This window comes from Enterobacter sp. MGH 37, from assembly GCF_000534515.1.
In the GTDB taxonomy this organism is placed as follows: domain Bacteria; phylum Pseudomonadota; class Gammaproteobacteria; order Enterobacterales; family Enterobacteriaceae; genus Enterobacter; species Enterobacter kobei.
Genome location: NZ_KI973205.1, coordinates 2,538,656 through 2,562,091, shown reverse-complemented (window position 1 = coordinate 2,562,091; position 23,436 = coordinate 2,538,656). Strand labels below are relative to the sequence as shown.

The following is a 23,436-nucleotide window of genomic DNA, read 5'->3' as shown; positions in this document are numbered from 1 at the left end:
CATACAACCGCCTGAGGGCCTCAGGTCGCTTGCTTTTATTACAGTTCCAAACGTACCATTGAGGCTCTTGTTCGCACAGAGGATGGCTCATGTTCACGGGAAGTATTGTCGCGCTTGTAACACCGATGGATGAAAAAGGTAACGTCTGCCGGTCTAGCATGAAGAAGCTGATTGATTACCATGTCGCCAATGGAACCTCGGCGATCGTTTCGGTAGGGACTACCGGTGAATCTGCAACGCTGAGCCACGAAGAGCATGGCGATGTGGTTATGCTGACCCTGGAGCTGGCTGACGGACGTATTCCGGTCATCGCGGGGACAGGCGCTAATGCAACCGCAGAAGCGATCAGCCTGACCAAACGTTTTAATGACAGCGGCATCGTAGGCTGTCTGACGGTGACCCCTTATTACAACCGTCCTACCCAGGAAGGTTTGTTCCAGCACTTCAAAGCCATCGCTGAACATACTGACTTGCCACAAATTCTGTATAATGTGCCGTCCCGTACTGGCTGCGATATGCTGCCGGAAACCGTTGGTCGTCTCTCGGAAGTAAAAAATATTATCGGTATTAAAGAGGCGACAGGGAACTTAAGCCGCGTTCATCAGATCAAAGAGCTGGTTTCAGACGACTTTATCCTGTTGAGTGGTGATGATGCGACCGCGCTGGACTTTATGCAGCTCGGTGGTCATGGCGTGATCTCCGTAACGTCAAACGTTGCGGCGCGCGATATGGCTGAAATGTGCAAACTGGCCGCAGCCGGTCACTTTGATGAGGCACGCGTCATTAACCAGCGCCTGATGCCGCTGCACAATAAATTATTTGTCGAACCCAATCCGATCCCCGTGAAATGGGCGTGTAAGGAGTTGGGACTTGTAGCATCCGATACGCTGCGTTTGCCAATGACACCGATTACCGACCACGGTCGCGACATCGTCAGGGCAGCGCTGAAGCATGCCGGTTTGCTGTAAAGTTTAGGGAGATTTGATGGCTTATTCAGTACAGAAGTCGCGCCTGGCGAAGGTTGCGAGTGTTTCGCTTGTTATGCTGCTCGCTGCCTGTAGTTCAGACTCGCGCTACAAGCGCCAGGTGAGCGGTGATGAATCCTATCTGGATGCGACCCCGCTTGCTGAACTTCATGCACCGGCTGGTATGATCCTGCCGATTCAGAACGGCGATTATAATATCCCCGTCACCAATGGCAGTGGCCTGGTGGGTAAAGCGCTTGATATTCGTCCACCCGCTCAGCCTCTGGCGCTGGTCAGCGGAGCGCGTACCCAGTTCACCGGTGATACGGCGTCTCTGCTGGTTGAAAGCGCGCGCGGAAGCAATCTGTGGCCACAGGTGGTGAGCGTTATTCAGGCGAAGAACTACACCATTGATAAACGCGATGACGCCAGCCAGACCTTAACCACCGACTGGATCGAGTGGAACCGGCTGGATGAAGATCAGCAGTACCGTGGACGTTATCAAGTCTCCGTTAAACCACAGGGTTATCAGCAGGCGGTTAACGTTAAGCTGTTAAACCTGGAGCAGGCGGGCAAACCGGTTGCGGATGCCGCCTCCCTGCAGCGTTACAGCACTGAAATGCTGAACGTGATTGCCGCGGGTCTGGATAAGACTGCGACTGATGCCGCAAATGCGGCGCAGAGCCGTAACGGCGTCACCTTCGACGTTCAGAGCGGCGCGGACGATACCGGCCTGCCAATGCTGGTGGTGCGTGCACCGTTTAACCAGACCTGGCAGCGTCTGCCAGCGACGCTGGAAAAAGTGGGCATGAAAGTGACCGACAGCACCCGTTCAACCGGTAGCATGACGGCAACCTATAAGCCACTGTCCGACAGTGCATGGCTGGAGCTGGGCGCCAAAGATCCTCAGCTTGCCTCCGGTGATTACAAGATTCAGGTAGGCGACCTTGATAACCGCAGTAGTCTGCAGTTTATCGATCCAAAAGGTCACACGCTGACCCAGTCGCAGAACGATGCGCTGGTCGCTGTCTTCCAGGCAGCATTCAGCAAATAAATACGAGGGCGGGTTAATCCCGCCCTTTTTATTTTCGTGCTACGCAAACGTGTGCGTGGCATAATATGCCCAGTTTTGAACACAAATCATCACACCAGGAGTAATGAAGATGCAGAAGCAAGCTGAGTTGTATCGTGGCAAAGCGAAGACCGTATACAGCACGGAAAACCCGGATCTGTTGGTGCTCGAGTTCCGCAATGATACGTCAGCAGGGGATGGCGCGCGCATTGAGCAGTTCGATCGTAAAGGCATGGTGAACAACAAGTTCAACCACTTCATTATGACCAAACTGGCCGAAGCGGGTATCCCGACTCAGATGGAAGCGTTGCTGTCCGATACGGAATGTCTGGTGAAAAAACTGGATATGGTTCCGGTTGAGTGCGTTATTCGTAACCGTGCAGCGGGCTCCCTGGTGAAGCGTCTGGGTATTGAAGAAGGTATCGAACTGAATCCACCGCTGTTCGACCTGTTCCTGAAAAACGATGCCATGCACGATCCGATGGTCAATGATTCCTACTGCGAAACCTTCGGCTGGGTCAATAAAGAGAACCTGGCGCGCATGAAAGAGCTGACCTACAAAGCCAACGACGTGCTGAAAAAGCTGTTTGACGATGCGGGCCTGATCCTCGTCGACTTCAAGCTGGAGTTCGGTCTGTTCAAAGGCGAAGTGGTGCTGGGTGATGAGTTCTCCCCGGACGGTAGCCGCCTGTGGGACAAAGAAACCCTGGATAAAATGGACAAAGACCGTTTCCGTCAGAGCCTGGGTGGCCTGATTGAAGCCTATGAAGCGGTTGCTCACCGTTTAGGCGTTAAGCTCGACTAACTCCCTCACTTGCCAAAGGATGTTTGCATCCTTTGGCGTCTTACCTTTGTTTCCTATGGTAATCTTGCCGTTAACCGCCTACGATCATAGCTATTATTAATGGAATAGTTCGAGGTGGTTATGCGCTGGCAAGGGCGTCGTGAAAGTGACAATGTAGAAGACAGGCGCAGTGATGGCGGCGGCGGTCCTTCAATGGGGGGGCCCGGCTTTCGGCTACCCAGCGGCAAGGGCGGTCTCATCCTGCTGATTGTGGTACTGGTCGCAGGCTATTACGGGGTCGACCTCACCGGTTTGATGACCGGTCAGCCGCTGCAACAGCAACCACAGTCTCCGCGCTCCATCAGCCCGAACGAAGATGAAGCGGCCAAATTTACCTCCGTTATTCTCGCGACCACTGAAGATACATGGGGTCAGCAGTTCGAGAAGATGGGGCGCACCTATCAGCAGCCGAAACTGGTGATGTACCGGGGCGCAACCCGCACCGGATGTGGTACCGGTCAATCTGTGATGGGGCCGTTCTACTGCCCGGCAGATGGCACCGTCTATATCGATCTCTCTTTTTACGATGACATGAAACGCAAGCTTGGCGCTGACGGTGATTTTGCCCAGGGCTACGTGATCGGGCATGAAGTCGGGCACCATGTGCAGAAGCTGCTGGGCATTGAGCCAAAAGTGCGTCAGCTTCAGCAAAATGCGTCTCAGGCTGAAGTGAATCGTCTTTCCGTCAAGATGGAACTGCAGGCGGACTGCTTCGCAGGCGTCTGGGGGCACAGCATGCAGCAGCAGGGCGTACTGGAATCCGGCGATCTTGAAGAGGCATTAAACGCGGCGCAGGCCATCGGCGATGACCGTCTTCAGCAGCAAAGCCAGGGACGCGTCGTGCCGGACAGCTTCACTCACGGTACGTCGCAACAGCGTTACAGCTGGTTTAAACGCGGTTTTGACAGCGGTGATCCTGCCCAGTGTAATACCTTCGGCAAAGCCATGTGATGGTGTCGTTTGCACATCTGATACGCGAGCTTGAGCGAACCGGGCACCGCCGTCTGGTGGTGCTCACGGGCGATGAGCCGTGGACGCTGAGCCAGGCCACCGCCCTGCGTGATGCTTTACCGGGAGACTGGCTGTGGCTGAATGAAAACCCGTCTAAAGCCATCGGCGGACTGTTGGGACGCGAATACCTGCATGCTGTGTTTGACGCGCATGCCGGGTTTGACGTCTCCGCATTCGCCGCACTCAGCGGAACGTTGCGCGCCGGGAGCCTCCTCGTACTGCGAGTACCACCGTTCTCTGGCTGGGCCGACAGGCCAGACAGCGATTCTGTGCGCTGGAGTGACAGCGCAGAGCCGATCGCTACCCCGCACTTTGTTCACCATTTTTGCCGGACGCTTGCCGCCGATACGGATGCGATCGTCTGGCAACAGCATCATCCCCTGACGCTTCCCGCTGCGCCAGATTTACCCGCCTGGCAGCCTGCCAGCGGCGAGCCGCAGCGTGAGCAGGCGGCGATCCTCGACGCGCTTTTGGTCATGCCTGCGGGCATCGCTGCCGTGACGGCACCTCGCGGACGCGGAAAGTCAGCGCTGGCGGGGATGCTGCTGGGCAGCATCCAGGGGAGTGCGGTGGTGACGGCCCCGGCGAAAGGCGCAGCAGATGTCATCGCGCGTTTCGCGGGCGAGCGTTTTCACTTTATGGCACCCGATGCACTGCTGGACTCCACGCTGCAGGCCGACTGGCTGATTGTCGATGAAGCGGCAGCCATCCCAGGCCCGCTGCTGGAGAAGCTGGTGACACGTTTTCCCCGCGTATTACTGACCACTACGGTTCAGGGTTACGAAGGGACGGGCAGGGGATTTCTGCTGAAGTTCTGCGCCCGGTTCAGTGGGCTGCAGCGTTATACCTTATCCACCCCAATTCGCTGGGCGGCCGGATGTCCGCTTGAACGGATCGTGGCGAATACGCTGCTGTTTGACGATGCGCTTATCGACCACAAACCGGAAGGTGAGGTGTCTGTAAGGTCTCTGGAGCCACAAGAGTGGGAGAGCGACCCGGCACGAGTGGCAAGCGTTTATGAACTGCTCTGTGCTGCCCACTACCGGACCTCACCGCTCGATTTACGCCGGATGATGGACGCCCCCGGCCAGCACTTTGCGGTTGCGGACGCGGGGGCTGATATTGCGGGCGCGCTCTGGCTGGTGGACGAGGGCGGATTGTCCCCCGAACTCAGCCGGGCGGTGTGGGCGGGCTCTCGTCGTCCACGAGGGAACCTTGTGGCGCAGTCGCTGGCGGCGCACGGCGGAACGCCTCTTGCGGCGACGCTGAAAGGCCGACGGATTAGCCGCATTGCGGTTCATCCCCGTCGTCAGCGGGAAGGCATTGGTCAGCGGCTGATCCTGAACGCCAGCGGTGAAGATTATCTCTCCGTGAGTTTTGGTTATACCGACGAGCTGTGGCGTTTCTGGCAGCGGTGCGGGTTTGTGCTGGTGCGAATGGGCAGCCATCGGGAAGCCAGCAGCGGGTGTTACACGGCGATGGCGCTGCTGCCGCAGAGCGAAGCCGGGCATCAACTGTGTACGCAGGCACATCGGCGTTTATGCCGCGATATGCGCGTCCTGTCGGCCTGGAATGGCGAAAAGATCCCGGTGACTGATGCCTGGGAAGCTACCCTTAATAGTGACGACTGGCTGGAGCTGGCGGGGTTTGCTTTTGCGCACCGGGCGTTTTCAACCTCGGTAGCCGCGCTGACGCGGTTGCTGTTAGCCACAGATATGTCGCTTCCGGCGCTGCGCGGGAAAATCGAGGGGAGAAGCGAAGCGGTCGGGCGAAAAGCGTTACTGGCAAAGCTTCGCGAAGAAACCGCGCAAGCGCTTGAGAGCCTTGATTATTCGCGCTGTCAGCAGTTGAAAGCAGACATTTTGCAATGGCAATTTTTTCAATGACTTCTTCAGTAAAGTGGCATGGTCATTACCCCGCATAGGCGTAAAATCCTGCTCATCAATTAAGGAGACCGCCATGAAACACGACCATTTTGTTGTTCAAAGCCCTGACAAACCGGCTAAACAGTTACTGCTTCTGTTTCATGGTGTTGGCGATAATGCCGTCAATATGGGGCAGATTGGTAGCTGGTTTGCGCCTGTTTTCCCTGAAGCATTGATTGTCAGCATCGGCGGCGTAGAACCGTGTGGTCCGAACGGACGACAGTGGTTCCCGGTTCAGGGCGTGACGGAGGAGAACCGTCAGGCGCGCATTGATGCCATCATGCCCACGTTTATCGACATCGTACGCTACTGGCAGCAGCAGAGCGGCGTGGGTGCTGACGCGACCGCGCTGATTGGCTTCTCGCAGGGATCTATCATGTCCCTGGAAAGTGTGAAAGCGCAGCCGGGTCTGGTTTCACGGGTGATCGCGTTTAACGGCCGCTTTGCGACGCTGCCGACGAGTGCGACCACGCAGACCACGATCCATCTGATCCACGGTGGTGAAGACCGGGTCATTGAGCTTTCACATGCGGTTGCCGCTCAGGAAGCATTGATTCGTGAAGGTGGAGATGTGACGCTGGATATCGTTGACGATCTGGGCCATGCGATTGACGACCGCAGCATGCAATTCGCGCTCGATCATCTGCGTTATACCGTACCGAAGCACTACTTTGATGAAGCGCTCAGCGGCGGCAAGCCGAATGACGATAATATTGTTGAGTTTATGTAGGCACTTTCCCCCTCCCCCCCAGGGGCGAGGGTTAGGGGGAGGGGTGAGATTAACAATTACTTCTTCTGGTCTTTCTTCGGCCAGTCGTCGTCATCGTCCCACTTGTCGTTAAAATCGCGGTGTGGCGGGAGATCAGGCTTGTTCGCAAGAAACTTTTTGTGGTCAACGCGCTTAAGGTCTTTAATCACGTTGAGCAGTACGCCGACCAGAAACACCAGCACCAGAATCCACCAGTACTTTGAAAGCCAATCCATTCGCTATTCCTCTCAGAGCATTCGTCAGGCGACGAGTTGCTCCATAATACGTTGATACATACGAGCCAGCAGTTGCAAATCTGCCGCATTAACACACTCATTTATTTTATGAATGGTTGCGTTTACTGGCCCCAGTTCGACAACCTGAGCTCCCATACGGGCGATAAAGCGTCCGTCTGAAGTGCCACCCGTCGTCAGCAGTTGTGGCTTAATTTCATTATAGTGCTCGATGGCGTTCACTACCGCATCAACCAGTTTGCCGCGCTGCGTCAGGAACGGCTGGCCGGAAAGCCACCAGTCCACGGTGTAGCGCAGGTGATATTTTTCCAGCAGCGCGACAACGCGCGCTTTGATCATCTCATCGGTCAGTTCGGTGCTGAAGCGGAAGTTGAACTGGACGAAGAAGTCCCCCGGGATCACGTTGTTGCTGCCGGTCCCGGCCTTGACGTTAGCAATCTGCATGCTGGTCGGGGGGAAGAATTCGTTACCTTTATCCCACTCAATCGCCACCAGTTCGCTCAGCATTGGCGCAGCGCGATGAACGGGGTTATCGGCCAGATGTGGATAAGCAACATGTCCCTGAACGCCGTGAATGGTCAGGTTACAGGTCAGTGAGCCACGGCGACCGTTTTTCACGACATCGCCCACCACTTCGGTACTGGACGGCTCGCCGACCAGACAGTAGTCGAGACGCTCGTTGCGCGCCATCAGCGCTTCAACCACCTTCACGGTACCGTTATGGGCACTGGCTTCTTCGTCGGAGGTGACCAAAAACGCGAGACGGTTTTTGTGGTTCGGATGCTGAGCCACGAAGCGTTCAGCCGCGACCACCATCGCTGCCAGCGAGCCTTTCATGTCTGCCGCGCCGCGGCCAAAGAGCATGCCATCGCGGATGGTCGGTTCAAACGGCGGGTTAATCCAGCGATCTGCGTCACCTGCGGGAACGACGTCAGTATGCCCGGCAAACGCCAGCGTTTCACCCTGGCCGCGCCACGCCCAGAAGTTCTGAGTATCGCCAAAATCCATGCGTTCAACGGTAAAACCGATGGCACGCAGGCGCTCAATCATTAATGCCTGACAACCTGCGTCGTCCGGGCTAAGGGAAGGACGGCGAATAAGCTGTTGAGTCAGCTCAATGACCGGGCATGACATACACTACACCTCAACGAAAAAGTCAGAATAAAGGGTTTCACTGAAACCCAGCAGCATAGGCTGACCTGGCTTGCAGAGCAATGGGCGTTTGATAATTGCCGGCATTTCACGCATCAGTTTTGCCGCGCTGTCGGCATCAACGATGCTGGCGCGCAGGGATTCGTCCAGTTTACGCCAGGTGGTACCGCGGGTGTTAAGCAGTGCCTCCCAGCCCAGTTCATTGATGGCGTTATGCAGAAAATCTGCATCAAGCCCATCGGCACGGTAATCGTGGAAGCGGTACTCGATGTGGTTCGCTTCCAGCCAGCGGCGGGCTTTTTTGATGGTGTCGCAATTTTTAATGCCGTACATCACAACCATGGTGAATCCTTTTGTCCTTATGACCATTAAATGTTCAATAAATTCGAAGCTATATCCTTAAGCAGAATATAACACATTCAGGAATACTCTGGATTTACACGTCTGCTTAATTCAACGCACATCTGTACGCTGAATATTCTTTCATCATTTAAGCATAGATGTCCATCGGGTATAAATTGCTAACAAACTCAGCGGGTAAAATAAAGCTCACCCGTTCGTAGGGTTATTTCAAAATATTGCTGGCCGTCACACAAAATTTAAGATTCTCCATTCATATTTATCATAAATCCCCAACGGTGGCGGGGTACAATCACAGCAATTGGTTAAATAGTCTTCACAATGATGATACGTTTTCGTAGAATGCGCATAATAATAAGAGAGGTTGTTATGATTGAACGTGAACTGGGGAACTGGAAAGATTTTATCGAAGGCATGCTTCGTAAATGACATTCAGTAAGAATTGCAAGAGCACTTAAATAAGTAAAATAATCATAGTGTGAATTAATCACACAATAAAAAGGCGGCTGATAAAGCCGCCTTTTTTATGGCTGAATGTTATTCCTGCCGCTCTCTGAGCGGGAAGCGACGACGCACCAGCACAAAGAACAGCGGCACGAAATAAATGGCCAGGATGGTGGCCGAAATCATGCCCCCCATTACCCCGGTACCGACCGCGTGCTGGCTGCTGGAACCTGCACCCGTGCTGGTTGCCATTGGCAATACGCCAAAAATAAAGGCCAGCGAGGTCATCAGGATCGGGCGCAGTCGCTGACGGCAGGCATGTAGCGTGGCGGCCATCAGCTCGTGGCCTTTGGCATTCATCTCGTTGGCAAACTCAACGATCAGAATGGCGTTTTTCGCCGACAAACCGATCACCGTCAGCAGCCCGACCTGGAAGTAAACATCGTTTTCCAGGCCGCGCATCCAGGTTGCCAGCAGCGCACCGATAACCCCAAGCGGCACCACCAGCATGACCGAGAACGGAACCGACCAGCTTTCATACAGCGCGGCAAGGCAGAGGAACACCACCAGCAGAGAAAGGGCATAAAGCGCGGGGGCCTGCGCGCCGGAGAGACGTTCCTGGTAAGACATGGCCGTCCATTCCAGACCAAAACCGGCGGGCAGCTGTTGCACCAGTTTTTCCATGGTGTCCATGGCCGTGCCGGTACTTACGCCCGGCGCGGCTTCCCCGACGATTTCAACCGCAGAATAACCGTTATAGCGCTCCAGACGCGGCGAACCGCTCTCCCAGCGCGAGGTGGCAAACGCCGAGAAGGGAACCATCCCGCCGCTGTTATTGCGTACAAACCAGCGGTTAATATCATCCGGCAGCATGCGGTACGGCGCGGCGGACTGAACATACACTTTTTTCACGCGACCGCGATCCATAAAGTCGTTCACATAGCTCGAGCCCCACGCCGTTTGCAGGGTGTCGTTGATATCGTCGATGGAGACGCCCAGCGCCTGCGCCTTACGCTGGTCGATATCCACCTGAAGCTGGGGGCTGTCGTCCAGGCCGTTGTGGCGCACGCGGGTCAGGCCAGAATCATTACCTGCCAGCGCTAACAATTTGTCGCGTGCCGCCATCAGCGCATCGTGGCCCGCGCCGGCGTGATCCTGCAGCTCCATATCAAACCCGGCAGAACTCCCCAGGCCGCTGATCGCTGGCGGACTGCTCGCAAAGACGCGCGCCTCTTTAATACGGGAAAAGGCTTTAGTGGCACGTTCAATGATGGCAAATGAGGTTCCCGTTTGGGTGTCCCGTTCATTCCAGTCTTTCAGACGGACAAACATACGGGCGACGTTCTGCCCGTTCCCGCCCGGGCCGGAGCCAACGGTCGAAAAGACCGACACAACGTTATCTTTCTCGTGGGTGAAGAAGTACTGCTCTACGTTTTGGACCACTTTCAGCGTCTGCTGCTGCGTTGAGCCGCTCGGGAGCTGCACCGAGGTGATGAACATCCCCCGGTCTTCCATCGGCAGGAACGAGGTGGGCAAATGCAGAAACAGCCACACCATGCCGCCCAGCAGTACAACGTAAATCATCATCCAGCGCAGGCTGCGGTGCAGCACTTTACCGACCGCAGATTCATACCGAGCGGCATTGCGGTTGAACATCCGGTTAAACCAGCCGAAGAACCCTTTCTGACCGTGATGTTCCCCTTTGTGCAGCGGCTTGAGGAGGGTGGCGCAAAGCGCAGGGGTGAGGATCAGGGCCACCAGCACGGAGAGCACCATTGCTGAGACGATGGTTATCGAGAACTGGCGGTAAATCGCGCCGGTCGTGCCGCCGAAGAAGGCCATTGGGATAAAGACCGCCGACAACACCATCGCAATGCCGACTAACGCCCCCTGAATTTGACCCATGGATTTTCGCGTGGCCTGGCGCGGGGAAAGACCTTCTTCGCTCATGATGCGCTCGACGTTTTCGACCACCACAATGGCATCATCCACCAGCAGGCCAATTGCCAGCACCATGGCAAACATCGTCAGGGTGTTAATGCTGTACCCGAACGCGTAAAGCACCGAAAAGGTACCCAGCAGCACCACGGGGACGGCAATAGTGGGGATCAGCGTGGCGCGGAAGTTTTGCAGGAACAGATACATGACCAGGAACACCAGGGCAATCGCTTCCAGCAGGGTCTTTACCACATCCTCAATCGAGGCTTTTACGAAGGAAGTGGTTTCATAGGCGACTTTATACTCCAGCCCGTGCGGGAAATACTGCGACAGCTCATCCAGACGGTCCAGCACCAGTTTCGCCGTCGCCATTTCATTTGCGCCGGAGGCCAGCTTAATTCCAAGGCCAGAGGCCGGGTTGCCGTTAAATCGGCTCAGGTAGTCGTATTTCTCAGCACCCATTTCCACCGTCGCCACATCGCTCAGACGCACTTCTGAGCCATCCTGATTCACGCGCAGGGTAATGTTGCGGAACTGGTCCGGTGTCTGAAGCAGGGATTGCGAATTAATGGTGGCGTTCAGGGCTTGTTTATCAACGGAAGGTGTTCCTCCCAGTTGCCCCACGGCAATTTGTGCGTTCTGGGCTTTGATGGCATCCGTCACGTCGGTGGCCGTCATCTGATAGCTGTTCAGCTTGTTGGGATCGAGCCAGATACGCATGGAGTATTGTGAGCCGTAGGCGTCGATATCCCCCACGCCGTTAATACGGCTGAGCGGGTCCTGAATATTACTGGCGACGTAGTCCGCAATGTCCTGTTTATCCATTGAGCCATCGGTGGAGACAAACGCGATGGTCAAAATGTTGGTGTCACCGGTTTTACGTACGGTAACGCCCTGGTTCTGCACCGCCTGGGGCAGCTTACGCATGGCCGACTGAAGCTGGTTTTGTACCTGCTGCACCGCTTCGTCCGGGTCGGTGCCCGCCTTAAAGCTCAGGGTAACCGTCGCTTGTCCCGTGGCGCTGCTTTGCGAGGACATGTACATCAGGTTATCCAGACCCGTCATGTTCTGCTCGATAACCTGCGTCACGGTGTTTTCCAGCGTTTGTGCGGAAGCGCCGGGGTAGTTTGCGGTGACACGCACATTAGGCGGTGCCAGATCGGGATATTGCTCAACAGGAAGAGAAGTAATCGCCAGGACACCTGTCAGACACAACAGGATGGCAAGCACCCAGGCAAAAATGGGGCGATCGATGAAAAAATTCGCCATGTAAAAGTGACCTCGTTTTGCTGCACGTCATTATTGTTTATTGCCCGCCTAACTTTAGCGGTAAGGCCCAGGTCAAACGTGGAGAAATAAAGGAGATAGTGTAAATTATCATGCGCTTTTCCCTGCGCTTGCCTCTTTACCGTTATTTACCCGTTAACGGCGCAGGCACCGGGAACGTCACGCAGACCAGCGTGCCGCCGTTTTGCGGTTGCGAAAAGTGCAGCATGCCTCCGAGTCGTTGTGCGCGCTCACGCATAATGTTCAGTCCGTAGTGTCCGGGCGGTTCGCTTGCCTCGCCAATCCCGATGCCGTTGTCGCGAATGCTGACGCTGTGCGTGCCATCCACCGCCGTTACGCAGCTAACGGTAATTTCGCTGGCCTGGGCGTGCTTAATCGCATTCAGAACGGCTTCCCGGACGATCTGCAACAAATGCACCTGTTTCTGGGCGTCAAGCGCCAGGGAGGAGAGACGACAGTCGAGGTGCAGCCTGGCCTGCGTCTGGCTCTGCAGGGCATCGAGAGACTCCTGCAGCGCCGCGGGTAAATTCGCATGATTTAGCGTCAGCCGGAAGGTCGTCAGCAGTTCGCGCAGCTGCTGCCAGGCGTTGTTCAGCTCGCGGGAGAAGTCGGTGATGATAGTTTGCGCGGGAGCATTATCCGCTGGCACCGCGCGTTTAAGCAGGGCAAGCTGGATCCGCAGATAAGACAGCACCTGCGCCAGCGAATCGTGCAGTTCCCGGGCGATGGTGGCGCGTTCTTCCATCAGCAGCAGCTGCTGGTAATGCTTTTGCGCCTGGTTAAAGTACAGCCCGCGCCCGAGCATGGTCGCCACGCTTCTCATCAGCGGGAGGGGAACGCTGTCCGTCTCGCTTTGCCAGCGCAGCTCACCGTAAAGGGTGTCCTGCATCAGTACCGGCAGATTTTGCATCGGGATGCTGCCCGACGCGGTCCCTTCACACAGTCGCCAGTCGTCACTGGTGCGGAGTTCCAGGTAATTCATCTGAGTGTATTCATGGACAATCTGCAATATGTGCCGAAAACAATGGCTGTCTATCTGCCCCGTATTCAACGCCTGGGAGCATTTAAACAGCATGTCGAGCTGCTGGTGGGCTTCGTGCAAATGTCGCGTCTTTTCCGCCACGGAAGCTTCAAGCGACCGATAAAGGGTGTGTAGCTCCCCCGACATATGGTTGAAAGCGCGGGAAAGTTGGCCCAGCTCGTTGGGTAGGGCGGTATCCGGCGCAGGCGTCGTAAATTCACCTCGCTCAATCCGCTCGCTGGCCGCCACCAGATTATTCAGCGGTAATACGACCTGGCGGCGGATACGCCGCAGGGTAAACAGCGTCAGCAGCAGGATCCCGAGGGCGCCAGCCAGAGAGAGGAGGGTCACTGTCTGGATTTTATGTTCACTGTAATGCTGGAGGGCGAGCACAAAGGCATCAATGCGGCCGACAAAATCCTCAATATGCGCGGCATACCATGCGCTGTCACCGCGGGCGATGTGCTTATCCATTTCCAGCCAGGCAAACTGCAGTTGCTGGTAGCGCGTTTTGACATTGCCCGGAACGTACCAGCGGTTCAGCTTTTGCAGGGAAGGTGCGCTTAATGTCTGCCGCCAGTTCTCACGATGCGCCATAAGGGAAGGGCTGTTACGCTGCATCTCGTAACCGAGACGATAGCTCTGCATGCGCAGTGAACCCGCAACGTTGATGGCTTCAGCGTCGCGCTGGCTGCTGGCAAGCGTCAGTAGCGCGACGCTGCTGGTCAGCACGGAGAGAACAATTATCGAAAAGAAAGCCCAGGCAAGGCTTCCGGAAACGGGTCGCTTAACGGTCACAGAACGGCTCTCTGGGAGAAATAATCAGACGTTTCGGGCAGGTGTACATTGCCTGATAACGCCGTGATGAGTAAACACTTTATTCATACGTACAGTAAGGTTATTGCGCCTGGCGCAACCGGAAACATCATCCAGCGAGAAACGCGCCGTCTGAACCCACGGGCGACAAAGCGAGCGTCACGGCGTAGTATAAACAGACTCATTTTGCCGTGGAGCCCGTATGTCCCTGAACATTACCGTTATCAAAGACAAAATCCTTTCTGAAAATTACTTTGTCCTGCGTAACATCACTTACGATTTAACCCGTAAGAACGGGGACGTTATTCGCCATAAACGCGAAGTCTACGACCGGGGCAATGGCGCTACCATTCTGCTGTATAACCGCGAAAAGCAAAGCGTGGTATTGATTCGTCAGTTTCGGGTGGCGACATGGGTCAATGGCAACGCGGACGGGCGTCTGATTGAAACCTGCGCCGGTCTGCTTGATGACGATGAGCCGGAAGTCTGTATTCGCAAAGAAGCCATAGAAGAAACGGGTTTTGAGGTGGGTGCGGTACAAAAAGTCTTTGAGCTTTTCATGTCTCCAGGCGGGGTGACCGAGCTGGTCCACTTCTTCGTTGCGGAATACACCGATGCTCAGCGTACTCACCGCGGCGGCGGGGTCGAGGATGAAGATATTGAAGTGCTTGAAATGCCCTTCGCTCAGGCGCTGGAAATGGTGAAAAGCGGCGAGATACGCGACGGTAAAGCGGTGATCCTGCTGCAGTATCTGCAAACCAGCGGCGTGATGAACGCCGCGCAGGTCCGGTGATAAGTTATATTTCAGATAAATCTATCCGATAAATCCGATTGAGCCCGCCCGTCCAGGGCACGAAGATACGCCCCAGATTGACCTTTTCGTTTCCGGGGCTGTGCCATTCATGCGCTACTGCGTTTTGCTTCTCTTCTTTTTTTGCGTGCTACCCGCACCTCTGGTGTGGGCTGCACCTGCGCAGCAGTCTTTCTCTGACTGGCAGGTCACCTGCAATAACCAGAATTTTTGCGTTGCCCGAAATACCGGTGAACACCGCGGACTGGTGATGACGCTGAGCCGTAGCGCTGGGGCAAAAACGGACGCCAGCCTGCGTATCGATCTCGGCGGGCTTTCGGCTCCTCCGGTAAAAGAGCCTGACATCGCCCCCCGACTGCTGCTCGACGACGTTCCCTTAAAACTCAATGCCCAGCACTGGCAGTTAACGCCCTGGCATCTCAAGACTGACGATACGGGTACCCTCACCACGTTTCTGAAAACGATTCAGGAAGGACAGAGGCTGACCCTGCGCGGAGGGAAGCAGACGATCTCTCTGGTCGGACTGAAAGCGGCGCTGCTGTTTATCGACGCTCAGCAAAAGCGCGTGGGCAGCGAAACAGCATGGATTAAAAAAGGGGATAGCCCGCCGCTGAGCGTGCCTCCAGCTCCGGCATTAAAAAAGGTGGCCGTGGTGAACCCCACGCCAACGCCACTCTCCCACGCTGAACTGAACGATCTGCTGGATTACGGCACCTGGCGGATGAACAACAGCCAGTGCTCGCTGGATCCTAACCGCCGCGAAGTGCGCGTCACCGCATTAACGGATGATAAAGCGCTGCTGATCGTCAGCTGCGAGGCGGGGGCTTACAATACGGTCGATCTGGCGTGGCTGGTATCGCGTAAAAAACCGTTCACCGCGCGCAGCGTCAGGCTGCGTCTGCCGTTTACCCCGTCCAGTCAGAGTAGCGATATGGAACTGATGAACGCCAGCTTCGATGAAAAAACACGCGAGCTGACGACGCTCGCACTGGGGCGTGGGATCGGTGATTGTGGGATCCAGACGCGCTGGCGTTTCGACGGCCAGCGCTTCCGCCTGGTGCGGTATGCGGAAGAGCCAAGCTGCGATAACTGGAACGGGCCGGACGCCTGGCCCACGCTGTGGATCACGCGGTAGTCCGGCTTACGATTTGATGGTGTTGTAGGCCGGGTAAGGCGTAGCCGCCACCCGGCAACGAAGACCGCACTAAAGCACGCTCAACGCCTTCTCCACCACGTTCTCAACGGTAAAGCCGAAGTACGGGAACAGCTTGTCGGCAGGGGCGGACTCACCGTAGCCCCGCATACCGACAATCGCCCCTTTCAGCCCCACATACTTATACCAGTAGTCGGCAATTCCGGCTTCCACCGCCACGCGCGCCGCGACGCTGGAGGGGAGCACCGATTCACGGTATGCCTCGTCCTGGGCATCAAAGATATCCGTTGAAGGCAGGGAAACGACGCGCACCGCGTGACCTTCGGCAGTCAGTTTCTCCGCCGCTTTCACCGTGATTTCCACCTCAGAACCCGTGGCAATCAGGATCACGTCCGGTTTGCCGCCGCTGTCCTTCAGGATGTACCCGCCGCGGGCGATATTTTTCACCTGCTCCGGGGTGCGCTCAATTTGGGCCAGGTTTTGACGCGACAGGATCAGCGCCGTCGGGCCGTTATGGCGCTCAACCGCCAGCTTCCAGCCCACTGCCGCTTCGACCTGATCGCACGGACGCCATGTGCTGAAGTTTGGCGTTAAGCGCAGGCTCGCCAGCTGTTCCACCGCCTGGTGCGTCGGGCCATCTTCACCCAGCCCGATAGAGTCGTGGGTGTAGACCATAATCTGCCGGGCCTTCATCAGCGCCGCCATGCGCGCTGCGTTACGAGCGTACTCAACGAACATCAGGAAGGTGGCGGTGTAGGGCACGAAGCCGCCGTGATGGGCGATACCGTTGGCAATGGCGGTCATCCCGAACTCGCGCACGCCGTAGTGGATATAGTTTCCGGCGATGTCCTCTTTCAGCGATTTCGAGCCCGACCAGATGGTCAGGTTACTCGGCGCCAGATCCGCCGAGCCGCCGAGCAGTTCGGGCAGGATAGGGCCGATGGCATTCAGGGTGTTTTGCGACGCCTTACGGGTGGCGATTTTCGCCGGGTTAGACTGCAGGTTTTCAATCAGTGCCTGGGTTTTATCGTCCCAGTCTTCCGGCAGACCACCGCTCATGCGTCGGGAAAACTCAGCCGCCAGTTCCGGGTATGCTTTTTTGTAGGCGGCAAATTTTTCGTTCCAGGCATGCTGGGCTTTTTCACCCGTTTCGCGCGCATCCCATGCCTTGTAGATCTCTTTCGGGATCTCAAACGGCGGGTATTTCCAGCCCAGTTTCTGTCGGGTCAGTGCCACCTCTTCTTCGCCGAGCGCCGCGCCGTGCGCTTCTTCTTTACCTGCTTTGTTTGGTGAGCCAAAGCCGATGACCGTACGGCAGATAATCAGGGACGGTTTGTCCTTCACGCTCTGCGCTTCCTGAATCGCTTTTTTCACCGCTTCAGGATCGTGGCCGTCGATCTCATGCACGACGTGCCAGTGATAGGCTTCGAAGCGTTTCGCCGTGTCGTCGGTGAACCAGCCCTCGGTTTCCCCGTCAATGGAGATGCCGTTGTGGTCGTAAAAGCCGATCAGCTTGCCGAGCCCCAGCGTGCCCGCCAGCGAGCAGACTTCATGCGAAATCCCCTCCATCAGGCAACCGTCACCCATAAACACGTACGTGTAGTGATCGACAATCTCGTGGTCCGGCTGGTTAAACTGTGCCGCCAGCGTGCGTTCGGCAATCGCGAGTCCGACGGCGTTGGCCAGCCCCTGACCCAGCGGTCCGGTGGTGGTTTCGACACCCGGCGTATAGCCGATTTCCGGGTGACCCGGGGTTTTCGAATGCAGCTGGCGGAAATTCTTCAGCTCCTCAAGCGGCAGATCATAGCCGGACAGGTGCAGCAGGCTGTAGAGCAGCATCGAGGCGTGGCCGTTAGACAGAATAAAGCGGTCACGATCGTACCAGGCAGGATCGTTGGGGTTGTGCTTCAGGAAGTCGTTCCACAACACTTCGGCAATATCAGCCATGCCCATGGGGGCGCCAGGGTGGCCGGAATTGGCTTTCTGCACGGCATCCATGCTGAGGGCGCGGATGGCATTGGCGAGCTCTTTACGGGACATAGTTCACTCCATGGCAAGGTTAAAGTTTGGCGGCGAGTAGGTCTTCAAGTTTGCGCTGGTCGACGGCGAACAGGCGGATGCCTTCCGCCAGTTTATCCACGGCCATCGCGTCCTGATTGTGCTCCCAGCGGAACTCGGCTTCGGTCATGGCCTTCGGTTTCGGCAGGACGGTGGAGGTTGGCACCAGTTTGCGGATCACCGTCTCTTCTTTGTCCTGTAATTCTTTAAGCAGGTTAGGGGAGATGGTCAGGCGGTCGCAGCCTGCCAGGGCGAGGATCTGCTCGGTACGGCGGAAGCTGGCCCCCATCACGATGGTTTCATAGCGGTGCTGTTTGTAGTAGTCGTAGATATTTCGCACTGACTTCACGCCCGGATCTTCCTCGACTACGTACGGGTCCATGGGCTGTTTCGCCTGATACCAGTCGTAGATGCGCCCGACAAACGGCGAGACGAGGAACACGCCCGCTTCAGCACAGGCGCGTGCCTGTGCAAACGAGAACAGCAGCGTCAGGTTGCAGTGGATCCCCTCTTTTTCGAGCACCTCTGCCGCGCGGATACCTTCCCACGTCGACGCGAGCTTGATCAGAATGCGTGACGTATCAATTCCCTGCTCCTGGTAGAGTTCAACCAGACGACGCGCTTTCGTAATACTCTTTTCTTTATCGAACGAGAGGCGGGCGTCCACTTCGGTCGAGACGCGTCCTGGAATGCTTTTCAGAATTTCTGCACCAAAATTAACCGCCAGTTTGTCGCTGGCTTCGGCAACCTGTTGCTCCTGCGTTTTGCCGCGCTTCTTGCCGTAAGCAATCGCGTCATCAATCAGATGACTAAAATGGGCAAGCCCTGCCGCTTTCAGAAGCAGGGAAGGGTTGGTGGTCGCGTCCTCCGGCTGATAGTGGCGAATCGACTCGATATCGCCGCTGTCCGCAACCACGGTGGTGAATTGTTTGATGCCGTCTAGCTGGTTCATAAATCATTACTCCTTGGAAATAAAAGAGTTAGATGAGTGCGTTAGTTCACACTTCTGAGAAAATCATGATGGACTTAACAAAAAAGCATAGCAGACGGGGGAGGCATTGCTTTTGAGACGGGTAACATGGCTGTTATAAATTGATAACAATTTTTAATGTGTGATGGTGAGAGTTTGGCAGCCTTCAAAGTTTATGCGCTGTCCTGAGGCGATACTAGGCGGCACACCAGGGTGTGCATCAGGATCGCAAACGTCACCCTTTTGACCGATACGTGAAAGGAAAAATAAGATGGATGAGCAGTTGAAACAGAGTGCCCTCGATTTTCACGAGTTCCCCGTTCCGGGCAAAATCCAGGTTTCCCCAACCAAGCCGCTGGCGACTCAGCGCGATCTGGCTCTTGCCTACTCACCGGGCGTGGCGGCACCGTGTCTGGAAATCGAAAAAGATCCGCTGGCGGCCTATAAGTACACCGCGCGCGGTAACCTGGTCGCGGTGATCTCTAACGGTACGGCGGTACTCGGCCTTGGCAACATTGGTGCGCTGGCGGGTAAGCCGGTGATGGAAGGGAAGGGCGTTCTATTCAAGAAATTCGCCGGTATCGACGTGTTCGATATCGAAGTGGACGAGCTGGACCCGGATAAATTCATTAACGTCGTCGCCGCGCTGGAGCCAACCTTCGGCGGTATCAACCTGGAAGACATCAAAGCGCCGGAATGTTTCTATATCGAGCAGAAGCTGCGCGAGCGTATGAACATCCCCGTGTTCCATGACGACCAGCACGGTACGGCCATTATCAGCACCGCCGCCATTCTGAACGGCCTGCGCGTGGTCGAGAAAAATCTTTCCGACGTGCGTATGGTGGTCTCCGGCGCGGGCGCGGCGGCCATCGCCTGTATGAACCTGCTGGTGGCGCTGGGGATGCAGAAACACAACATCGTGGTTTGCGATTCCAAAGGCGTGATCTACAAAGGCCGTGAGCCAAACATGGCGGAAACCAAAGCGGCGTATGCGGTGGACGATGACGGCAAACGCACGCTTGAGGACGTGATTGACGGTGCGGACATCTTCCTTGGCTGCTCGGGCCCGAAAGTGCTGACCCAGGAGATGGTGAAGAAGATGGCGCGTGCGCCAATGATCCTGGCCCTGGCGAACCCTGAACCGGAAATTCTGCCGCCGCTGGCGAAAGCGGTGCGTGAAGACGCCATTATCTGTACCGGCCGTTCGGACTACCCGAACCAGGTGAACAACGTGCTCTGCTTCCCGTTCATCTTCCGTGGCGCGCTGGACGTTGGTGCAACGGCGATCAACGAAGAGATGAAGCTGGCAGCGGTTCACGCCATCGCGGAACTGGCGCATGCCGAGCAGAGCGAAGTGGTGGCTTCTGCCTATGGCGATCAGGATCTGAGCTTCGGGCCTGACTACATCATCCCTAAACCGTTTGACCCGCGACTGATCGTGAAGATCGCGCCAGCGGTGGCCAAAGCGGCAATGGACTCCGGGGTGGCAACGCGTCCGATCCAGGACTTCGACGCTTACGTTGATAAACTCACCGAGTTCGTCTACAAAACCAACCTGTTTATGAAGCCAATTTTCTCTCAGGCCCGCGCGGACGCAAAACGCGTGGTGCTGGCGGAAGGGGAAGAGGCGCGCGTGCTGCATGCCACCCAGGAGCTGGTGAGCCTCGGGCTGGCGAAGCCGATCCTGATTGGTCGTCCGAGCGTCATCGAGATGCGCATTCAGAAACTGGGGCTGCAGATTAAGCCGGGTGTGGACTTTGAGATCGTCAATAACGAATCCGATCCGCGCTTTAAAGAGTACTGGAACGAATACTACGCGATCATGAAGCGTCGTGGGATCACCCAGGAGCAGGCGCAGCGGGCGGTGATCAGCAATACCACGGTGATCGGCGCGATTATGGTCCATCGCGGCGAAGCGGATGCGCTGATCTGCGGTACCATCGGCGATTACCACGAGCATTTCAGCGTGGTGCAGGAGATCTTCGGCTACCGCGAAGGGGTTCACGCCGCCGGAGCGATGAACGCGCTGCTGCTGCCAAGCGGGAACACGTTTATCGCCGATACCTACGTTAACGACGATCCAACCCCGGACGAGCTGGCGGAGATCACCGTGATGGCGGCAGAAACCGTGCGTCGCTTTGGTATTGAGCCGAAAGTGGCGCTGCTGTCGCACTCTAACTTTGGTTCGTCTAAATCAGCGGCGGCGTGCAAAATGCGTCAGACGCTGGAGCGGGTGCGCGAGCGTGCGCCGGAGCTGATGATTGACGGAGAAATGCACGGCGATGCCGCGCTGGTGGAAAGCATCCGCAACGAGCGTATGCCGGACAGTCCGCTGAAAGGCTCGGCAAACATCCTGATTATGCCGAACGTGGAAGCGGCGCGTATCAGCTACAACCTGCTGCGCGTATCCAGCTCTGAAGGGGTGACCGTAGGGCCGGTACTGATGGGCGTGGCGAAACCGGTGCATGTATTAACGCCGATTGCCTCTGTGCGACGCATCGTGAACATGGTGGCGCTGGCGGTGGTTGAGGCGCAGACGCAGCCTCTGTAGCGGCGGTGCGTCGGGTGGCGCGTTCGCTTACCCGACCTACGGGTTAACCAGGCCGGATAAGCGTAGCGCCGTCCGGCAATTACACCCAGTCGCGTACTTTCAGAAACTCACTCAAGGCAGCCTCCGGGCTGCCTTCTTTTGGCTCGTAACAGTATTCCCAGCGTACCAGCGGCGGCATCGACATTAAAATCGACTCCGTGCGCCCGCCGGTCTGCAGGCCGAAGAGCGTCCCGCGATCCCACACCAGGTTAAACTCCACGTAGCGCCCGCGGCGATAAAGCTGGAATTCGCGCTCGCGCACGCCATAGTCGATATCTTTACGTCGTTCGACAATGGGCAAATAGGCCTCAGTAAAGCCTTCGCCCACCGCGCGCATAAAGCTGAACGCGGTATCAAAATCGGGCGTGTTGAGATCGTCAAAGAACAGTCCACCGATGCCGCGCTGCTCGTCGCGGTGCTTCAGGTAAAAGTAGTCATCGCACCACTTTTTAAATTTCGGGTAGACGTCTTCGCCAAACGGCAGACAAAGGTCGCGCGCGGTGGTGTGCCAATGCACGGCATCCTCTTCGAAACCGTAGTAGGGCGTTAAGTCGAAACCGCCGCCGAACCACCAGACCGGATCAGCCCCCGGTTTTTCGGCAATGAAAAAGCGTACGTTAGCGTGACTGGTCGGCACAAACGGATTATGCGGATGCACCACCAGCGAAACGCCCATCGCTTCAAAACTTCGGCCCGCCAGCTCAGGACGATGCGCTGTCGCAGAGGCGGGCATAGCGTCACCATGAACGTGGGAAAAATTCACCCCCGCCTGTTCAAAGATGCCGCCATTTCGCAATACGCGGCTGCGGCCACCGCCGCCTGCCTCACGCTGCCAGTTATCCTCCTGAAATTCACCGCCGTCTGCGGCGGCCAGTTTCTGGCAAATCTCATCCTGCAGTTGCAGCAGGAACGTTTTGACCAGTTGAGCATTGGGTTTCATTAACGTTTCCTGGCGTGCGCTTTTTGGTTATCGAACCAGTTGAAGTAACTGATAATGCCGGAGGCGATGGCGTTAGCAATCTTCTGGCGAAACGCCGTGGTGCCGAGCAGCCGCTCTTCTTCCGGATTGGTAATAAAAGATGTTTCCACGAGTACGGACGGAATTGAAGGTGACTTCAGCACCACAAACGCCGCCTGCTCGGTGCTTTTACTGTGCAAGCGGTGCACCGGCTTAATCCGTTTGAGGATATGCGAGCCGAGCGTCAGGCTATTTTTGATAGTGTCCGTCTGCACGAGGTCGAACAGCACCTGCTGTAACAGATGATCTTTGTCCGTGGCCTTCTTCCCGGCCACTTCATCCGCCCGGTTCTCACGGTCGGAGAGGTATTTTGCCATGGCGCTACTGGCCCCACGGTTGGACAGGGCAAACACCGACGCGCCCGCGGCTGACGGGTTGGTAAAGCCGTCAGCGTGAATCGACATAAACAGATCCGCGCCGTGTTGATGGGCGATCTCCACGCGGTCATACAGCGGGATAAAGGTGTCGCCAGAGCGCGTCAGACGGGCGTCAATGCCGTTGCTGCGTAAAATTGCGCGCACGTTTTTTGCAATCGCCAGCACGACGTGTTTTTCTTTTGACCCGTTTTTACCGATGGCGCCGGTATCAATCCCGCCGTGGCCCGGGTCCAGCATCACCAGACGCTTTGCGCCGGGCTTTTTGGTTTTGGGTTTACTGTGTCCGTTACTGGTTTTGAGCGTGCTCTCGTCTTTCGCCTGAGCCTGCTTTGCAATACCGGTTAACGTTAAGGCCGCCAGCCCCGCTTTGAGAACCTGACGACGCGATGTGAGTGCTTTTAATGGTTTGAATGTGCTCATGCGGCCTGAATACTAAAAAAAGGGGTCCTGGTGTTATATCGTATCGTGTTTCCCGTTACGACAGTCCTTATTGAGAATTGTTTTACTTTTCATTTCAATACGTGACAAAGTGACATTATGCCAAATTTTGGCGAGATTTTCCCCGGTTATTGGCTAAACGTCCCGTACGCGCCATAATCACTGTTTTTGAACCCGAAAAGGC

Annotated in this window: 19 protein-coding genes; 10 read left to right on the top strand and 9 right to left on the bottom strand. The window is 56.3% G+C overall.

Annotated elements, in window-relative coordinates:
• The first annotated feature begins 89 nt into the window (after positions 1–89).
• The 6 genes from dapA (at position 90) to ypfH (ending at position 6,547) form a co-directional block, all read left to right on the top strand.
• On the top strand, positions 90–968 hold the full coding sequence (dapA, locus tag L383_RS11680) for a 4-hydroxy-tetrahydrodipicolinate synthase (RefSeq protein ID WP_014884766.1): 879 nt from the start codon (positions 90–92) through the stop codon (positions 966–968).
• 16 nt (positions 969–984) lie between these two features.
• The gene (gene bamC / locus L383_RS11685; protein ID WP_014884765.1) at positions 985–2,019 is read left to right on the top strand and encodes an outer membrane protein assembly factor BamC; all 1,035 of its coding nucleotides are present in this window, start codon (positions 985–987) and stop codon (positions 2,017–2,019) included.
• A gap of 109 nt (positions 2,020–2,128) precedes the next feature.
• Entirely contained in the window at positions 2,129–2,842 is a 714-nt protein-coding gene (gene purC, locus L383_RS11690) for a phosphoribosylaminoimidazolesuccinocarboxamide synthase (RefSeq protein ID WP_008501631.1), read from the top strand.
• Between the two features lie 120 nt (positions 2,843–2,962).
• Positions 2,963–3,832 (top strand): KPN_02809 family neutral zinc metallopeptidase, encoded by an 870-nt coding sequence (locus L383_RS11695; protein WP_023331050.1) that lies wholly within the window; start codon positions 2,963–2,965, stop codon positions 3,830–3,832.
• Positions 3,832–5,778, top strand: coding sequence for a tRNA(Met) cytidine acetyltransferase TmcA (locus L383_RS11700; protein ID WP_023331049.1), 1,947 nt, complete (start codon positions 3,832–3,834; stop codon positions 5,776–5,778). Before L383_RS11695 ends, L383_RS11700 begins: the two co-directional genes overlap by 1 nt.
• Positions 5,779–5,851: 73 nt before the next feature.
• Positions 5,852–6,547 carry an esterase gene (gene ypfH, locus L383_RS11705; RefSeq protein ID WP_014884762.1) on the top strand — a complete coding sequence of 232 codons (696 nt, stop codon included), beginning with the start codon at positions 5,852–5,854 and terminating at the stop codon, positions 6,545–6,547.
• A 56-nt stretch (positions 6,548–6,603) separates the two neighbouring features.
• Here the strand turns inward: ypfH and L383_RS11710 are convergent, their stop codons facing one another.
• The 3 genes from L383_RS11710 to L383_RS11720 are packed head-to-tail and all read right to left on the bottom strand — an operon-like array spanning position 6,604 to position 8,313.
• Complete coding sequence (locus L383_RS11710; RefSeq protein WP_014171111.1) at positions 6,604–6,801, bottom strand: YpfN family protein; 198 nt, start codon at positions 6,799–6,801, stop codon at positions 6,604–6,606.
• A gap of 24 nt (positions 6,802–6,825) precedes the next feature.
• The gene (dapE, locus tag L383_RS11715; RefSeq protein ID WP_014884761.1) at positions 6,826–7,953 is read right to left on the bottom strand and encodes a succinyl-diaminopimelate desuccinylase; all 1,128 of its coding nucleotides are present in this window, start codon (positions 7,951–7,953) and stop codon (positions 6,826–6,828) included.
• Between the two features lie 3 nt (positions 7,954–7,956).
• Positions 7,957–8,313 carry an ArsC family reductase gene (locus L383_RS11720; RefSeq protein ID WP_014884760.1) on the bottom strand — a complete coding sequence of 119 codons (357 nt, stop codon included), beginning with the start codon at positions 8,311–8,313 and terminating at the stop codon, positions 7,957–7,959.
• A gap of 387 nt (positions 8,314–8,700) precedes the next feature.
• Here L383_RS11720 and ypfM point away from each other — a divergent pair, with 387 nt between their 5' ends.
• The gene (gene ypfM / locus L383_RS25950) at positions 8,701–8,760 is read left to right on the top strand and encodes a protein YpfM (RefSeq protein ID WP_015572204.1); all 60 of its coding nucleotides are present in this window, start codon (positions 8,701–8,703) and stop codon (positions 8,758–8,760) included.
• A gap of 108 nt (positions 8,761–8,868) precedes the next feature.
• On the opposite strand, the gene acrD is transcribed toward ypfM, so the two are convergent.
• Both acrD and narQ read right to left on the bottom strand, forming a co-directional pair.
• The gene (acrD, locus tag L383_RS11725; RefSeq protein ID WP_014884759.1) at positions 8,869–11,982 is read right to left on the bottom strand and encodes a multidrug efflux RND transporter permease AcrD; all 3,114 of its coding nucleotides are present in this window, start codon (positions 11,980–11,982) and stop codon (positions 8,869–8,871) included.
• Between the two features lie 142 nt (positions 11,983–12,124).
• Positions 12,125–13,819 (bottom strand): nitrate/nitrite two-component system sensor histidine kinase NarQ, encoded by a 1,695-nt coding sequence (gene narQ / locus L383_RS11730; protein ID WP_023331048.1) that lies wholly within the window; start codon positions 13,817–13,819, stop codon positions 12,125–12,127.
• A gap of 220 nt (positions 13,820–14,039) precedes the next feature.
• Here narQ and nudK point away from each other — a divergent pair, with 220 nt between their 5' ends.
• A complete protein-coding gene (nudK, locus tag L383_RS11735) occupies positions 14,040–14,630 on the top strand; it encodes a GDP-mannose pyrophosphatase NudK (protein ID WP_014884757.1) in 591 nt (196 codons plus the stop codon).
• Between the two features lie 109 nt (positions 14,631–14,739).
• Positions 14,740–15,783, top strand: a complete 1,044-nt coding sequence (locus L383_RS11740) for a DUF1176 domain-containing protein (RefSeq protein ID WP_023331047.1) — start codon at positions 14,740–14,742, stop codon at positions 15,781–15,783.
• A 69-nt stretch (positions 15,784–15,852) separates the two neighbouring features.
• Here the strand turns inward: L383_RS11740 and tkt are convergent, their stop codons facing one another.
• Both tkt and tal read right to left on the bottom strand, forming a co-directional pair.
• Complete coding sequence (gene tkt / locus L383_RS11745; RefSeq protein WP_014884755.1) at positions 15,853–17,841, bottom strand: transketolase; 1,989 nt, start codon at positions 17,839–17,841, stop codon at positions 15,853–15,855.
• A gap of 19 nt (positions 17,842–17,860) precedes the next feature.
• Positions 17,861–18,811, bottom strand: coding sequence for a transaldolase (tal, locus tag L383_RS11750; RefSeq protein WP_014884754.1), 951 nt, complete (start codon positions 18,809–18,811; stop codon positions 17,861–17,863).
• A gap of 289 nt (positions 18,812–19,100) precedes the next feature.
• Between tal and maeB the strand changes: the two genes are divergently transcribed.
• Positions 19,101–21,380 (top strand): NADP-dependent oxaloacetate-decarboxylating malate dehydrogenase, encoded by a 2,280-nt coding sequence (maeB, locus tag L383_RS11755; RefSeq protein WP_023331046.1) that lies wholly within the window; start codon positions 19,101–19,103, stop codon positions 21,378–21,380.
• 79 nt (positions 21,381–21,459) lie between these two features.
• Here maeB and hemF read toward each other — a convergent pair whose 3' ends face one another.
• Positions 21,460–22,359, bottom strand: a complete 900-nt coding sequence (hemF, locus tag L383_RS11760) for an oxygen-dependent coproporphyrinogen oxidase (protein WP_014884752.1) — start codon at positions 22,357–22,359, stop codon at positions 21,460–21,462.
• Complete coding sequence (gene amiA / locus L383_RS11765; protein WP_014884751.1) at positions 22,359–23,234, bottom strand: N-acetylmuramoyl-L-alanine amidase AmiA; 876 nt, start codon at positions 23,232–23,234, stop codon at positions 22,359–22,361. The genes hemF and amiA overlap by 1 nt, the downstream gene beginning before the upstream one ends.
• Between the last annotated feature and the right edge of the window lie 202 nt (positions 23,235–23,436).